General features: G+C 46.8%; 14 protein-coding genes. 9 read left to right on the top strand and 5 right to left on the bottom strand.

The window, feature by feature from the left end; genetic code table 11:
- Positions 1–307: 307 nt before the first annotated feature.
- The 5 genes from DSM107010_RS29110 to DSM107010_RS29090 form a co-directional block, all read right to left on the bottom strand.
- A complete protein-coding gene (locus DSM107010_RS29110) occupies positions 308–1198 on the bottom strand; it encodes an SDH family Clp fold serine proteinase (protein WP_015155325.1) in 891 nt (296 codons plus the stop codon).
- Between the two features lie 124 nt (positions 1199–1322).
- A complete protein-coding gene (locus DSM107010_RS29105; RefSeq protein ID WP_106166895.1) occupies positions 1323–1802 on the bottom strand; it encodes a hypothetical protein in 480 nt (159 codons plus the stop codon).
- A gap of 284 nt (positions 1803–2086) precedes the next feature.
- Complete coding sequence (pqqC, locus tag DSM107010_RS29100; RefSeq protein ID WP_106166896.1) at positions 2087–2794, bottom strand: pyrroloquinoline-quinone synthase PqqC; 708 nt, start codon at positions 2792–2794, stop codon at positions 2087–2089.
- A gap of 36 nt (positions 2795–2830) precedes the next feature.
- Positions 2831–3739 carry a pyrroloquinoline quinone biosynthesis protein PqqB gene (gene pqqB, locus DSM107010_RS29095; protein ID WP_106166897.1) on the bottom strand — a complete coding sequence of 303 codons (909 nt, stop codon included), beginning with the start codon at positions 3737–3739 and terminating at the stop codon, positions 2831–2833.
- 145 nt (positions 3740–3884) lie between these two features.
- Complete coding sequence (locus tag DSM107010_RS29090; protein ID WP_181246325.1) at positions 3885–4265, bottom strand: hypothetical protein; 381 nt, start codon at positions 4263–4265, stop codon at positions 3885–3887.
- A gap of 171 nt (positions 4266–4436) precedes the next feature.
- Between DSM107010_RS29090 and rppA the strand changes: the two genes are divergently transcribed.
- From rppA to DSM107010_RS29045, 9 genes are all read left to right on the top strand, one after another.
- On the top strand, positions 4437–5135 hold the full coding sequence (rppA, locus tag DSM107010_RS29085; protein ID WP_015155320.1) for a two-component system response regulator RppA: 699 nt from the start codon (positions 4437–4439) through the stop codon (positions 5133–5135).
- Between the two features lie 68 nt (positions 5136–5203).
- The gene (locus DSM107010_RS29080; RefSeq protein WP_106166898.1) at positions 5204–6505 is read left to right on the top strand and encodes a sensor histidine kinase; all 1302 of its coding nucleotides are present in this window, start codon (positions 5204–5206) and stop codon (positions 6503–6505) included.
- A 405-nt stretch (positions 6506–6910) separates the two neighbouring features.
- Positions 6911–8017 carry a 4-hydroxyphenylpyruvate dioxygenase gene (hppD, locus tag DSM107010_RS29075; RefSeq protein WP_015155318.1) on the top strand — a complete coding sequence of 369 codons (1107 nt, stop codon included), beginning with the start codon at positions 6911–6913 and terminating at the stop codon, positions 8015–8017.
- Positions 8018–8021: 4 nt separating this feature from the next.
- Positions 8022–9182 carry a homogentisate 1,2-dioxygenase gene (locus DSM107010_RS29070; RefSeq protein WP_106166899.1) on the top strand — a complete coding sequence of 387 codons (1161 nt, stop codon included), beginning with the start codon at positions 8022–8024 and terminating at the stop codon, positions 9180–9182.
- A 124-nt stretch (positions 9183–9306) separates the two neighbouring features.
- A complete protein-coding gene (locus DSM107010_RS29065; RefSeq protein ID WP_015155316.1) occupies positions 9307–10218 on the top strand; it encodes a hypothetical protein in 912 nt (303 codons plus the stop codon).
- Positions 10219–10285: 67 nt separating this feature from the next.
- Positions 10286–11158 (top strand): geranylgeranylglycerol-phosphate geranylgeranyltransferase, encoded by an 873-nt coding sequence (locus tag DSM107010_RS29060; protein WP_106166900.1) that lies wholly within the window; start codon positions 10286–10288, stop codon positions 11156–11158.
- 18 nt (positions 11159–11176) lie between these two features.
- Entirely contained in the window at positions 11177–13312 is a 2136-nt protein-coding gene (locus DSM107010_RS29055; protein WP_106166901.1) for an AMP-binding protein, read from the top strand.
- Positions 13313–13354: 42 nt separating this feature from the next.
- On the top strand, positions 13355–14326 hold the full coding sequence (locus DSM107010_RS29050; protein WP_106166902.1) for a 2-hydroxyacid dehydrogenase: 972 nt from the start codon (positions 13355–13357) through the stop codon (positions 14324–14326).
- A 446-nt stretch (positions 14327–14772) separates the two neighbouring features.
- Positions 14773–15060 (top strand): hypothetical protein, encoded by a 288-nt coding sequence (locus DSM107010_RS29045; protein ID WP_241994391.1) that lies wholly within the window; start codon positions 14773–14775, stop codon positions 15058–15060.
- The last annotated feature ends 59 nt before the right edge of the window (positions 15061–15119 follow it).

Genomic DNA, 15119 nt, shown 5'->3' with positions numbered 1-15119 from the left:
CAAAGACAACAGGAGGAACTTATGAGAGGTAGCCATAGAATCGACAAATCCAAGCTAGTTGATAAAATCTATATGCTTCATCAACTCCAACAACAGAATATTAAAATGTCAGAACGATCTCCTAAAAAATATGATTCTCAAGTTAAGAGAATTCACGATATAGATGAAGACGATTTCAGGAAAGCTGCGTAACCAAAATCTCACAACCATAAGTTAACAGCAGGGGAAGAAAAACCCTGCTTTTATTTTCAGTTTTGTTTTGTTAGATGCTTCTATAGAGACGTTACACGTAACGTCTCTACAAGAATTATGGTTCCATCGGATCTGGTAACGGTCTACCCTTGGGTTCGGGTAATCTCGGACGGCGATCGCCATATGGCATCGGGATATACTGGACGCTGGGACGACCTCCCTGCGGTTGAGGATACAATTCCATCAGGTCGTAGATCGATCTTGGCAATCCTACTGTAATTGGCAGTCCCAGTTCTGTCGCTTCTTCTACGGTGATAGGGTAGTCGTGAGTGACTTGTCCCGTCGTTAGCGTCTCGACAATCTTTTCAATATTTTCCGGCGAGATTTTCTGTTTGGGAATATCGTCTTTTAACAACGTGCGGACAAAGCGCTGAACTTGAGCGATCGCTTTACGCGACAAATCAGCCATAATTAGGGTTTGATCGTCTACATCGCCGATAGGCTTATCTTCCACTACTTTGAGAATACTTGCAGCGGGAAAGTTGCCTAACTGCGGATCGACTGGTCCCAAAACAGCGTTAGCATCCATCACAATTTCATCAGCTGCTAGTGCTAGCATCGTGCCACCACTCATAGCATAGTGGGGGACAAACACCGTTACTTTAGCTGGATGGCGAATTAAGGCTCTAGCAATTTGCTCGGTTGCTAAGACTAAACCCCCAGGAGTATGCAGAATTAAATCGATGGGGACATTAGGTGGAGTGAGGCGAATTGCTCTCAAGACTTGTTCTGAGTCTTCAATCGTGATGTAACGAGAAAGGGGAATTCCCAACAAGCTAATTGACTCTTGACGGTGAATCAGCAGGATCGTACGACTATTGCGACCCCGTTCAAATTCTTGGATAGTTTTGACGCGACGAAATTCCATCTGACGACGCTGCCATACTGGTTGCAGCGAAGAAAAGAAGAGAAAAACCCAGAATAGGTCAAAAAAACTAAAGCTCATAGTGTTTATGACTTTTAAATTAGAGTTACCCTCCCTATTGTTTCAATTTCTCACAAATTGCAAGTCTATCTGAGGAACTATGGTGTTGTGTAAGAGCGCACAACTGTGCGCTCTTACATCTCCTTTAATAGCCGCCGCGATCGCGTTTGAGGTCGTAGATCACCTTTTCCATATACCAATCAACTGACTGGTGCGGGTTTTTCTTTTGAGCTTGAGATAAAAGGCGGTTGGCTGTTTCTCTTTCGTCATGCAGCAGACTCATTAATCTTTTCTGAAGATGACGGCTACCTTGCTCGACGCGAACGGAACCTCCTACAGCAACAGGACGCGATGTCGCTGGAGATTTGAAGTGTCCGTTGTTTCTAGCGGCTAAGGCGATCGCCGCAGCGCCACCTGCCAAGCCTGCTAAAGCTAGCATCAGGTTAGGATCTATTCCTTCTTCGTTCCTGGGGTTCGATCGGTATATTTGTGCCGTCAAAAATTCACGGTTACTTGGCTCAACTTCTCTGGTAACGGTTTGAGCGGCAATAGGCAAACTGCTGCTACTAATCTGAGCGCCAAGAATAGCAGCGATCGCAGCACTCAAATGCAACAACTTTAACATTGGATTAGTTCAACTTCCGAACTCTTTAGATGTTTCTATTCTGAGGTATAAATATGACAAGAATGTGTCAAGACAACCCGTATAAATATGTTGCAAACGACTCAATTCAATGCTGACGATTCTAGCAGGCGATCGCAATTTATCGCTACTACAAAACACCTAGTGAAGGTGCTTTGTTTCTAAAAAGTAGCTCCTGTCGCCGACAAGCGATGTACCAAAGTCAGAGGCTGTTCTAATACCTCTTCTAAAGCAGAGGAGAATAACAGTCAATTACCAATTACCAATTACCTATTTAGTCGCGTTTCACCTCGTTCGATCGCTTCTAACTGGCTCCAGAGTAGATCGCACTTGAACGCTAGGGCTTGAACTGCTCGTTCTTGAGATTCGCGGCTGCGACAATACTTCAAGACTAAATCTAAAGCATATCGGGCATCTCGCGGTGCTTGCTCCAGTCGCTTCCTAAAATAATCGAATCCGGTAGGATCGATCCAGGGATAATGTTGTTCTAGGGCAACCAAGCGCACTCGGATCGCATCTGGACCAAATAATTCTGTCAGTGAAGCAGCGACAGCCTCAATCCAAGGTCGAGTGCGACAAAAATTGACGTAAGCATCGACAGCAAATCGTACTCCTGGGATGACGTGTTGCTCGTCTAACAACTCTTGGCGGGACAAACCAACTGCTTCACCTAATTTTAGCCACGCTTCAATTCCGCCTTCGCCCTGACTGCGTCCGTCGTGATCGATGATGCGATCGATCCATTGCCGTCGCACTTCTAAAATGGGACAGTTGGATAGGATAGCAGCATCTTTGAGTGGAATGCTTTTTTGATAGTAAAATCTATTTGCTACCCAACGACGTACCTCTTGGGGTGTCAAATCTCCATGATTCATGCGGACGTGGAAGGGGTGTAAGTGGTGGTAACGTTGGTGCTGCGATCGCAGTACCGCTTCTAATTCTGCCTGCGTCCACGCTTTTTGTTCTGAATGCATCAATTCCGGCACGGCTCTCTTTCTCCTGATGGGATCTTATAGCTCAATTGTCAAACCGTCATCACCCACTTCAATACCTGCCTTCTCGACAACTTGCCGCTCCTGAGAATTAGCCATGAGAATTGGATTGGTATTGTTGATATGAACCAAAATTTTGCGCGGGTGGCGTAGTTGCGCGAGATGCTGAATGCTGCCTTCCGCTCCTGAAAGAGGTAGGTGTCCCATCTCCCGTGCTTTGCGATTGGCAATGCCCAAACTTACCAACTCGTCATCTTGCCAACACGTCCCATCAATCAGAATGCAATCGCTAGATTCAAACCGTTCTAATACGGTGTCATCTAACTGAGCTAAACCTGGGGCATATGTCATCACTTTGCCACTGGCGCGAAACGTAAAACCTACAACCCACACTTCATCTGCTACAGCCTTGTGACGCATGTATTTTGGTGGTTTGGCAGCCAGAGGAAACGCCTCTACTTCTAGTTGATTTGCTGCATCCAGTCCCAGGTTTATCGGTATGCCAGGTTCGAGTAACGACCATTTTACCCCGCAATAGCCTGCTAAAGTCGATAGTAATGGAAACCCTTCCGTCAGTGCTATACGAACTGTATCAGTGCCGTAAACACGCAGTGGTTCGGAAGATTCCCGCAACAAAATCAACCCTGTGGTGTGGTCAATTTCTGCATCTGTGAGCAGAATCCCAGCAATCGGGCTAGAGCGGATGGAAACTGGTTTGCCGTCCCGCAATAACTCAAGTTGCTGGCGCACGTCTGGGGAAGCATTGACTAAAAACCAAGGTTGGTTATTTGCCCGTACTGCAATTGAGGACTGATTGAGCCAGCATACACCTGCACTAGAGGCGCGGACTGCTTGGCAATTAGGACAGTAACAGTTCCACTGCGGCAGTCCCCCACCTGCGGCAGTCCCAAGAATTTTTACTTCCATAGCTTTAGTAGAGGCTATCAGTTATCAGTAGAGAGTGAGTAGTGAGTAGTGTAAAGAGGTTACATGTAACCTCTTTACAAAGTTATCAGTAATTGAAAAAAGCTACCTGGGCTAATATTCCTTGGATATTAAATTTAAATTGCCCCTAAATTTGCATACCGGATTGTAATTCTCTGCCTCCAGAAGCAAGGTTTAATTCGCGAGCAAGTATAGTTTGTAAAGCGATCGCATCAACATTGGGAAACTCAAATCGTAACTTTTTCACTGGCGATTTGGTAATCTCAATCTCAACTTCAGTAAACTCTAACTCTCTCTCGATCTCAGCTTTAACCACTATTGCTTTTACTAGTAACTGTACTTGGAGATGGGAATTTTCAGCTTGTAGCTTATCTAGTCCCACGAAGGAAAGACTTAACACTCGATTTGTGAGTGGCTCGCCAAACAGTCCAAAAGCAGCTAAGAGTAATGGTAAAGGTAGCAGAAACTTCAGCGGTAAAGCAGACAATTTTAGCAACCAATGGAACATAGATAGGGATTGGAACTGGTACTTCAAAGGAGCGATTTTGGAGCGAGTTTTTCCCAAAGGGTCAATCTGAGAATCTCACTGGTGGGGGATATGCCAATCGGTTGATATTTCCTAGTTTAAAGATAATCAGAAAATAGTTAACTCCAGAACACGCGATCGCAGGCTGGGATTATGAGAATTTTATTGGTGGAAGACGACAGCGAACAGTTAGAACCACTGCAAACTGCCTTGACTGAAGCCGGACATATTGTCGATGGTGTTGATGATGGGGCAATGGCACAATGGCTGCTGTCTCAAAAAGATTACGACTTATTGATTTTAGACTGGATGCTGCCAGAAGTAAGTGGGGTATCGCTCTGTCGTCAGTATCGACAAACGGGCAAAACGTCCCCCGTACTGATGTTGACGGCTAAAGATACGACCCCAGATAAAATTACGGGCTTAGATGCAGGGGCGGACGATTATCTGGTTAAACCGATAGATATTTTAGAACTTTTGGCACGAGTGCGGGCATTGGGGAGGCGATCGCCCATGTGGCAGGGAGATATTCTGCGGCTGGTAGATTTACAACTTCATCTTGACACCCTAGTTTTGGAACGAGATGGAATTGCTATAGAATTGGCTCCAAGGGAATTTCATTTACTAGAGTATTTTCTGCGTCATCCTAACCACGTTCTCAGCCGCGACCAAATCGAACAAGCATTATGGGAATGGGGTTCTGAGCCTGAAAGTAACGCCGTGACTGCACTGATACGACGGCTGCGTCAACGCCTGCAATTAGTCAATGCCGCCGACTGGATTGAAACTATATATGGTATGGGTTATCGCTTTAAACCTACCGTTGAGCAAGTCGTAAGTCCTAAGTCGTAAGTTAAAACTGTTTCGGATCGTTAACCGCTCACCAATTAACAACTACCAATTACCAACTACCACTGTTCATGTTTAACCGCAGGTTTGCTCGTAGTCGTATTAATATTGCTCTGTGGTTTACCGTGACGATGGGTAGTATTTTAGTCGCGTTTGCAGGGGTAATCTACTACCTGACGATCTTAGATGAGTTGGAGGATCTCGATCGCCTACTTTACAAAAAAACTAGCGTCATGGCGGTGAACGCCGAGTATAACTGGCTGACAAAGCAAGTAAATTTAGAAAATGTACCGCTGGTAGGGACTAACACCCCACCCATTGGGACGGATGTTGTCTACGCGCGGTGGTACAACTCTCAAAGGCAACTCGTACAATTTTTCGGTACGACACCCCCATCTGAGCTAACTGTATCGCCTGGATTTTCCACGTTAGAAACTGTTAACAACGACACCCAGACAGCACCTACTTCTGTCTGGCTGCGCCAAGTGACTTTGCCTGTTTACCAAAGCGAGTTGTTAATTGGTTATCTGCAAGTCGCCATTCCACTCGCACCTACACAGCAAGAGCTAGCCCAATTACGATTAGTTTTATTGCTGATAGTACCAGTGACTATAGGAATTGTCGGCTTAGCTGGTTGGCTGCTGGCAGGGTTAGCAATGCAACCGATTCGAGACAGCTACGACCAACTCCAACGCTTTACGTCTGATGCTTCCCACGAATTACGAGCGCCACTAGCAGCAGTGATGAGCAATGCTCAAGTTGGAGTGATTTCCAAATCGAGCGATCCTTCACAACAGCGGCTGCGATTTGAGAAGATTGTCAAAGTGGCGAAGTCGATGGAGGCTTTGATTGGTCAGTTGCTATTTCTCGCAAGGCATGAAGGGCAATTAACGACTCAGTCTTTGGTAGAGGTTGACTTGACAAGCTGGCTAAAAGAATTAGCAGATAATTATACTTCTCAGATCGCAACCCAAACCACAACCCAAAATGTAAATTTTGCCATCAAATTACCTCAACATACAGTCAAGGTGAAAATCGACTCAGACTTACTGCAACAAGCAGTTGTAAATTTGTTGAGTAACGCTTTTAAGTACACGCCAGCTGGCGGGAGCGTGCAATTACGACTTTTTACCCGTTTTCATCAAGCTGTAATTCAAGTTGAGGATAGCGGCATTGGCATTCCCCAATCGGATTTACCTCGGATTTTCGATCGCTTTTATCGTGTCGATTCTAAGCGAGCGCGTAAAACAGGCGGTTTTGGATTGGGGTTAGCGATCGCCCAACAGATCGTTCGCGCTCACGGCGGTGAAATTAACGTCAAAAGCGTTTCTGGGCAGGGTTCCACTTTTCAAATTCAACTCCCGCTGGCTTAGAACACTACCGCCTAATTGTCACTCTATCTCTTGGGTGGACTGCTCGGTTACGCTTAAAGAATTACACCTAAAGATAGATAAATAAAATACATAAACCCAACCAAGTTTATTAGTTCACAATTCATGCTATATGGAGCTAAAAAATAAGTTTTATAATTTTATTAGAGTCTTTTGGTTAACAACAACTCGAATATCAAATTAAAAGACAACTTCAGCTCCTGAACAACAACGGTCTCACACAAATGTGACGCAAAAGGTAGTGCGGTAGCGTTCGTGTCAGATTGTGCTGCCTCGGTAACGCAAATAGAGAGTTAGAAGTGTCTGCGTTTCAATCGCTCCAATTGTCTGATGAGATTCAGTCGCAGGTTGGGCAATTGGACAAGCTTCTTCAAAGGAGAAATCCCAATGAGCGATTTTTGCCCGATTAAGCGATTTGACCACCTTGAGTTCTATGTTGGGAACGCAAGGCAGGCAGCACTATTTTATTCCAAGTGTTTTGGATTCACGATCGCTGCCTATCGAGGACTAGAGACTAATAGTCGCGCCACTGCCTCATACGTACTAGAGCAAGGAGATATTCGCTTTGTTTTGAGTACGGGACTGCATCCAGAACATCCCATCTCTAAAAGCGTACTCAAACACGGCGACGGAATTGCCATTATTGCTTTAGAAGTCCCTGATGTTGTTAGCGCCTATCAAGAAACAACTCGACGAGGTGCGGTGGGAGCGATCGCCCCGACGGAAGCACAAGATAATTATGGAGTGTTACGCTACAGTGCGATTCATGCTTATGGCGATACCTTAATCGAGTTCGTCGATCGCAGTAATTATGCAGGTGTTTTTGCTCCTGGTTTTGAACCTCGGAATCTACATGCCAACCGCAAAGGAGTGGGACTGAAAACCATTGACCACGTAGTTGCAAATGTAGAACTAGGGGCAATGGAGAGGTGGACGCAGTTTTTTGCTGAGACGATGGGCTTTAACCTATTAATACATTTTGACGATCGCGCTATTTCTACTGAGTACTCAGCCTTAATGTCCAAAGTAATGCAGGACAGCACGGGTACGATTAAATTACCCATTAACGAACCAGCTTTAGGCAAGGGTAAATCTCAAATTGAAGAGTACTTGGAATATTACCACGGAGCCGGAATTCAACACGTTGCCTGCGCGACCGACAGCATCGTCGAGACAGTCACTCAGATGCGGGCAGCAGGAGTTGAGTTTCTCTCGACACCAAAAACGTACTACGAAAACTTAGAGGAGCGAGTAGGAAAAATCGAGGAGCCAATCGAGCGGCTAGCCGAGTTGGGCATCTTAGTAGATCGAGAAGAAGATGGGTATTTATTCCAAATTTTTACCCAGCCAGTACAAGACCGACCGACGCTGTTCTTTGAGGTCATTGAGCGACACGGAGCGCAAGGCTTCGGTGAGGGGAATTTCAAATCCTTGTTTGTCGCGATCGAACGCGAGCAAACGTTGAGAGGCAATTTGGCGATCGCCACGGTGTGAAACCATGACTTATTACTACTATTTGGGGAACATTCCTCACAAACGACACACTCAATTTCGTCAACTAAATGGCTCTCTGTATCACGAAGAATCGATCGGGCTTCGTGGCTTCTCAGGCGTGCAATCTTTGCTCTACCACCTGCATCCACCCACGCAAATTCAGAAAATTTGGATCGAGGGCAACGTAGAAATTCCCTACGAAGACCAAAGCCCCTTGCATCACCGCCACCTACGCACGGCAAATATGACAGCGAAAGGCGATGCGGTGGAATCGCGCATCCCCTTGATGGCAAATTCAGAGATTTGCATATCAGTCGCTTGCCCGACACGACCCATGCACTATTGGTATCGGTTCGCCTGCGGCGATGAAGTCATTTTCATCCATGACGGGAGCGGCATACTAGAAACTCAGTTTGGTAATCTCTTCTACCGACCTGGCGATTACTTGGTGATTCCCACGGGAGTTCTTTGGCGTATCCTCCCTGATGCAGCAGTCGAGCAGCGCATGTTGGTTGTAGAAGCTTACGGACACATCGAGCCACCAGCACGTTATCTCAATCGCTACGGTCAATTTCTCGAACACTCCCCCTACTGCGAACGCGATATTCGTCCGCCAAACCAACTAATCGTCCACGATGAGGAAGGAGAATTTGAGGTTCGAGTCAAAGCTGGAAACCAGATTACTAGCTACCTCTATCACCATCATCCCTTAGATGTTGTGGGATGGGATGGGCATCTTTGGCCCTTTGCCTTCAACATCGAAGACTTTGAGGCAATTACAGGTCGGGTTCACCAACCACCTCCAGTACATCAAACATTTGAAGCCCCCGGATTTGTTTTGTGTTCCTTTGTACCGCGTCTGTTTGATTATCACCCTTTAGCAATTCCGGCTCCATACAACCATTCCAACGTCGATTCAGATGAGGTGATTTACTACGTTGAAGGGAAATTTATGTCGCGTAAAGGAATTGAACGGGCATCGATTACCGTTCATCCCAGGGGTATTCCCCACGGTCCTCACCCAGGCATGTACGAGGGGTCAATTGGAAAAGAACGGACTGACGAACTCGCTGTGATGATCGATACCTTTCGTCCGCTGAAGTTGACACAGCACGCTCTTAAATTTGAGGACAAAGACTATTCGTATAGTTGGGTTAATCATTAGTCATTGGTCATCGATCATTCGTAACTGCTTCCTTGTCCCCCTTGTCCTCCTTGTCCTCCTTGTCCTCCTTGTCCTCCTTGTCCCCTCTACTCAAAAGCTCCATTACCGTTAGGAGTAATAAATTATGACTTCTCTTTTGACAACATCTTCAAGTAGATTAACTATTTCTGCGCGGATTGAGGAACGCTTGCGCCAAGGCGAACTGACTCAGGATCGAGTAGACGAGTTTAGAGATTTTCTGGTCGAAGTCGATCGCGAATTCATGCAGCACCGCATCATTACTAATAACGCCTATACCCGTTGGTTTCGCGAGGGTAGGGCTACAGATGAGGAGCTAGTCTACTTTATTCAACAGTTTTCAGTTTTTTCTAACCAATTTTTGATTGCAGCTTTACAAAAAGTCATTAATTCAGCGACGTTGCAACAATCGCGTGCTAGCCGAGAAATTTTGCTCAACGAGCTAGGCGTAATCTATCGCAAGCTAGGACAGACAGGTAGTAGCCGCGTTACCCAGAGTGCAGAAAAAGACCGCGAAGGCGATCCTGAACTGGTCAGCACTGAGGGTACAGTAGACGGTGGAATTTGCCGTTTTCAAGCAGCTCATTTTGAGTGGCTAGTTGGTGTTGCTGAGGGGTTAGGTCTGAGCTATGGCGACATTGGTAAGCGCAAGCAGGGTAGTCCGACAACTTTGCACTTCTGCGATGAATTAATCCGCCTCTACGGTAGCGCCGATCCGCAGATCGCTGAGGGTGCTAGCTTTGCAGTCGAAAACTGGGCGGCGGCTGGCTTTTGGCAAGAACTAGAAGATGGCTTAACGCGCATCAAGCAAACGCGACACCCGCACTTGCGCCTCGCGTTTTTCACCTGGCACAACCGTGTCGAGGCGCAACACGCCGGACACACGCTGGAGGAACTGGAGGAAGTTTATTTCAAACCAGACTTCGATCGCACCAAATTTATCCAAGGTGGTCGAGAAATTCTCGATGCGATCGCTGTCTTTTGGGACGGACTGAATTCAGTGACCAGTGACCAGTGACCAGTGACCAGTGACCAGTGACCAGTGACCAGTTAATTCTCGACTTACGAATTACGACTTATCAATTATGGCTAGCACGCCTTCCTTTCCCTATATTGGCACGATAAGCTCGATCCGAGCCTTTGTTCAGCTTTTTCGGCTGCCAGCTGGTATCCTCGCAGCTTTAGCAGGCTGTGCCACAATCTATGCTCTCGATGCCACAGTTGCACTACCGCAATACCTGCTGACGGCAATTATCTTAGTCTGCATGACCTCTGCTGCTTGCGGCATCAATGACTACTGGGATTTAGCTAAAGACCGCATCAATCATCCCGATCGCCCTTTGCCTTCCGGTCGGCTTTCATTGCAACAAGCTTGGTGGGCTGCGGCAATTCTGTTCGGCTGTGCCGCGATCGCTGCTATCCCTTTAGGTTTGTCTCCCTTTGTTCTGGTTGCTATTAGTACTGTTTTGCTCTGGAATTATTCGCATCTTGCATCATACAATGGTATTTTTGGCAATCTACTTGTAGCTGCAACTATTGCGGCTTTGATTTTTCTGGGTAGTTTGGTTGCCTGCCGACCATTGGCAATGCTTTATCCAATGGGGTTTTTATTCTGCTATGCCTTGGCTAAAGAAATTGTCTGGGACGTGCATGATGCGGAAGGCGATCGCATTCAAGGGATTGTCACAGTTGCAAATCGGTGGGGAGATCGAGTGGCTTTCGCGATCGCTTGGGGTTTGCTGGGGGTGTTGATGGGTTCTATACCTGTGGCACTTCGCCTCTTATCGATGGCACGTCCCCTGTTATTTGCCACGTTCTCGGCGATCGCTTTATTGAGTCTGGGAATGGCGCTGGCGCACTACCAACAGCAACGTAGCGAGAGCGCTTACCAAAGATTTAACTTCTGGGAACGTATAGGTACGGCATTTGGAGTCATCGCCCTGTTAGGTACTGCATGAGAAGGCAGGAGGTGAACGGTGAAGCAATTATCGTTGGAGCAAATAGTAAACTGTGGAGTCGATCGACAGACAGCGATCGCAATTCTACCGCAAGTCGAGCGGTGGCTGGCTGCCTTACCTGCTGTGGAGTGTTGGCAGCAGCTAACTCGTCACATCCTCAAGCCCGATTGCCCCTTTGCATTGCACGAACTCCTTTACGAAACTACCTTCTCCGACTGGGACGCATCCCAGAAACCTGCTCTAGCTTGGTTTCCCTCTCAAGAAGAAATTGAGTCTACCAATATCGCTGCTTTAATGCATCAGTTGCAAATTGCCTCCTATCGAGAATTTCATGCTTGGTCGGTGCAGAATCGGGATCGGTTCTGGGAGATGACGATTCAACGATTGGGTATTCGTTTCCGGCAGAAGTACACTCAAATTGTCGATCTTTCGCGGGGGGTAGAATTTCCTCAATGGCTGGTAAATGCTCGTTTCAACATTGTTGAGAGCTGTTTTCAAGCGCCTGAAAATTCTCCCGCAATCGTCTTTCAACAGGACGGCGTGCTTTCCACCATGACCTATGGAGAGCTGCACGCCTTGAGCAACCGAGTTGCTAATGGGCTTGTGGACTGGGGCTTCCGTCCTGGCGATGCGATCGCGATCGCCATGCCCATGACTGCGGAATCTGTAGCGATTTACCTGGGAATTATTAAAGCTGGCTGCGTGGTGGTTTCTATCGCCGATAGTTTTGCTGCCAACGAGATCGCCGTCAGATTGCGTATAACTCAGGCAAAGGCAATTTTTACCCAAGACTATATTCAGCGTGGTAGCAAACAGTTACCCCTTTATACCAAAGTTATCGATGCCGATGCCCCTAAAGCAGTCGTGCTGTCGCTCGATACTTCTGTGTCTGGAACACTGCGTTCTGGCGATTTAGCTTGGCAGAAATTTCTCAGCTCAAACGAACAATTCGATGCCGTAGCCACCGCATCGGAAGCTTATACTAATATCTTATTTTCCTCTGGCACTACGGGAGAACCCAAAGCTATTCCTTGGACTCAAACAACACCGCTCAAAGGTGCAGTTGACGGACACTTGCACCAAGATATTCACCCTGGAGATGTCGTAGCCTGGTCAACCAATCTAGGCTGGATGATGGGACCTTGGCTGATTTATGCCAGTTTAATTAATCGGGCAACTATTGCTCTCTACTACGACGCACCCACCGAGAGAGGATTCGGTCAATTTATTCAAGCGGCACGGGTGAATATGTTGGGGGTAGTACCAAGTCTAGTCAGCATTTGGAAAACAACTGCTTGTATGCAAGGGCTGGATTGGAGTGCGATTAAAGCATTCAGCTCGACGGGTGAATGTTCCAATCCACAGGACATGCTGTTTTTGATGTCTCTAGCAGGATACAAGCCGATTATCGAATACTGTGGTGGGACTGAGATTGGTGGAGCTTATATTACTGGCACGCTGGTACAGCCTGCGGCTCCTGCAACTTTCACAACCCCTGCATTAGGATTAGATTTTGTCATTCTCGCAGGCGATCGCCCTACCAACAAAGGCGAGTTGTTTATTATCCCCCCTTCCATCGGACTTTCTACCACATTACTCAACAAAGACCATCACCACGTCTATTTCGCCGATACCCCCTCTCTTCCGTCTGCTGTCAGGGCGGGTTTATCAGACCAATTCGCGAATCAACCAGTTACCCCCCAAGTAAACCCGCCTCTACTCTCCCTGCGCCGTCATGGAGATTGGATCGAACATCTCCCCAATGGGTATTATCGCGCTTGCGGTCGCGTTGATGACACGATGAATTTGGGAGGCATCAAGGTCAGCGCGGTGGAAATCGAGCAAGTCCTCAATTCTGTAGCGGGAATTTATCAAACTGCCGCGATCGCTGTCTCTCCTCCAGAAGGGGGTCCTAGCCAGTTGGTCATTTTTGCGGTGGTTGCACCAGATCGACAGCAGGACAAAGCAACGCTCAAAACCCAGTTACAAAAGGCGATCGCTTCGCAGCTCAATCCCCTGTTCAAGATTTACGATCTGGCGATCGTTGATGCTTTACCTCGTACTGCCTCAAATAAATTGATGCGCCGTGCATTGCGCGATCGGGCTTCTAGCACAAACGTATTTAACAAATGCCTAATGACCAATGACGAATGACAACCATAACGCGCTAATCTTATGAATGACTGAGATTGCCATATGTCCAAATTCAAAGTTTTTGTGACTCGTCGCCTGCCGATCGCCTTAGATCGACTTGACCAAATTGCTGATGTCGAAGTTTGGTCGGAGCGCCAACCGCCTCCTGATGACGTGTTACTGGAAAAGATCGGCGCGATCGATGGCTTGCTGTGCCTGCTTACCGACCAGATCGATCGACACTTAATAGAGGCAGGAACGTCACTCAAGGTCATTAGCCAAATGGCAGTTGGCTACGATAACATTGACATCCCAACTGCGACTGCCAGACATCTTCCCGTAGGTCACACGCCTGATGTTTTGACAGATGCGACCGCAGACTTTGCTTGGACGTTGTTGATGACAGCAGCACGGCGAGTTGTGGAGGCAGATCGGTTCGTGCGTGCGGGTCAGTGGCAGACTTGGGAACCGGACTTGTTGCTAGGAGCGAATATTGCTGGAGCTACTTTAGGTATTGTCGGTTTAGGGCGGATCGGTCAAGCCGTAGCTCGCCGTGCCAAAGGGTTTGACATGCGCATTTTGTATGCAGATCGACAGCGTTTGGACATAGAACAATCTCTTGGTGCAGAGTGCGTGACATTCGATCGCCTGCTGCAAGAGTCAGATTTTGTCACGATTCACGCTCCTTTGACTGAAGATACTTACCATCTTTTTAGCCAGCCGCAATTTCAACGCATGAAGCGATCGGCAATTTTAATTAACACGGCACGAGGACAAATTGTAGACTCAGAGGCTTTGTATCAAGCACTGAAGGAGCGACAAATCGCTGCCGCAGCCTTGGATGTCACCGATCCAGAACCTATTGCGCCTCAAAGCTTGTTGCTGACGTTGGACAACCTGATAATTACACCTCATATTGCTAGTGCCAGCCGTCCGACACGAGAAAAAATGGCAAGCATGGCGATCGCCAATCTCGTTGCTGGACTTAGGGGCGATCGTCTGCCACATTGCGTTAATCCTGAAGTGTATCAATAGCGATCGCTAGAAAAAAGACAGCATTTGGACAGTGCGATCGGTATTTTCGTCTGAGGAAAAATTATGCGTGACAGGCTGAATTAGATCGATCGAGGGGAGACGTGTATCTTAAGTTAAGTTTATTGCCAATCGCCTCGGGGTGAGTGCTGAATGCGATTCGATCTACAATTCATTGAAATGTCCTAGTTTTTATAGCAAAAATCCTTTTTACAAGTGCAGATTGTCAGTTGAAATCATGTTAGCTCAGTCAATTTTATTACTTAACTGCTTACAGTAGTTGCATGTAAAATTAGATTTCGCTGTAATTTTATACCTTTAGGTGGATTGCAAAATTGAAACTGATGCGATCAAAGATACATCTTGAATTCGGTTGCAAACCTCCGCGATCGGCAGATATTATGTCATCGGCAGACGAATGATACATTTCTTAAAAACCCGCTGTTCTAATGAACTTAAACAAGCTAAGGCGTAAGCGAGGGATCGTTTTAACTCGTGAAGGATGGCAAAAGTTTCAGAACGCAAAACTAGAGTTAGAGTTTCATGAAAAATATGGGGAAAAATTTACACTAGAAGAATTAAGCGGACGCACTCAATTAACAACTGCTACCCTCGCCAAAATACTAACTCGTGAAGAAGGGGTTGACAAGCGAACCCTAATTAATTTATTCACAGCATTTAACTTAGAGCTGAATACAAGTGACTATTCACAGCCTAGCCTAGTACTACAGTTGTAGATAGCTGAGCGATTGGGAAAGGCGACGTTTGTAATGATAAAACTTAGCAATCGCTTGAT

The organism is Chroococcidiopsis cubana SAG 39.79 (genome assembly GCF_003991895.1).
In the GTDB taxonomy this organism is placed as follows: Bacteria; Cyanobacteriota; Cyanobacteriia; order Cyanobacteriales; family Chroococcidiopsidaceae; genus Chroococcidiopsis; species Chroococcidiopsis thermalis.
Note: the sequence above shows the minus strand (reverse complement) of the source record. Positions and strands in the feature narration are given on the sequence as shown.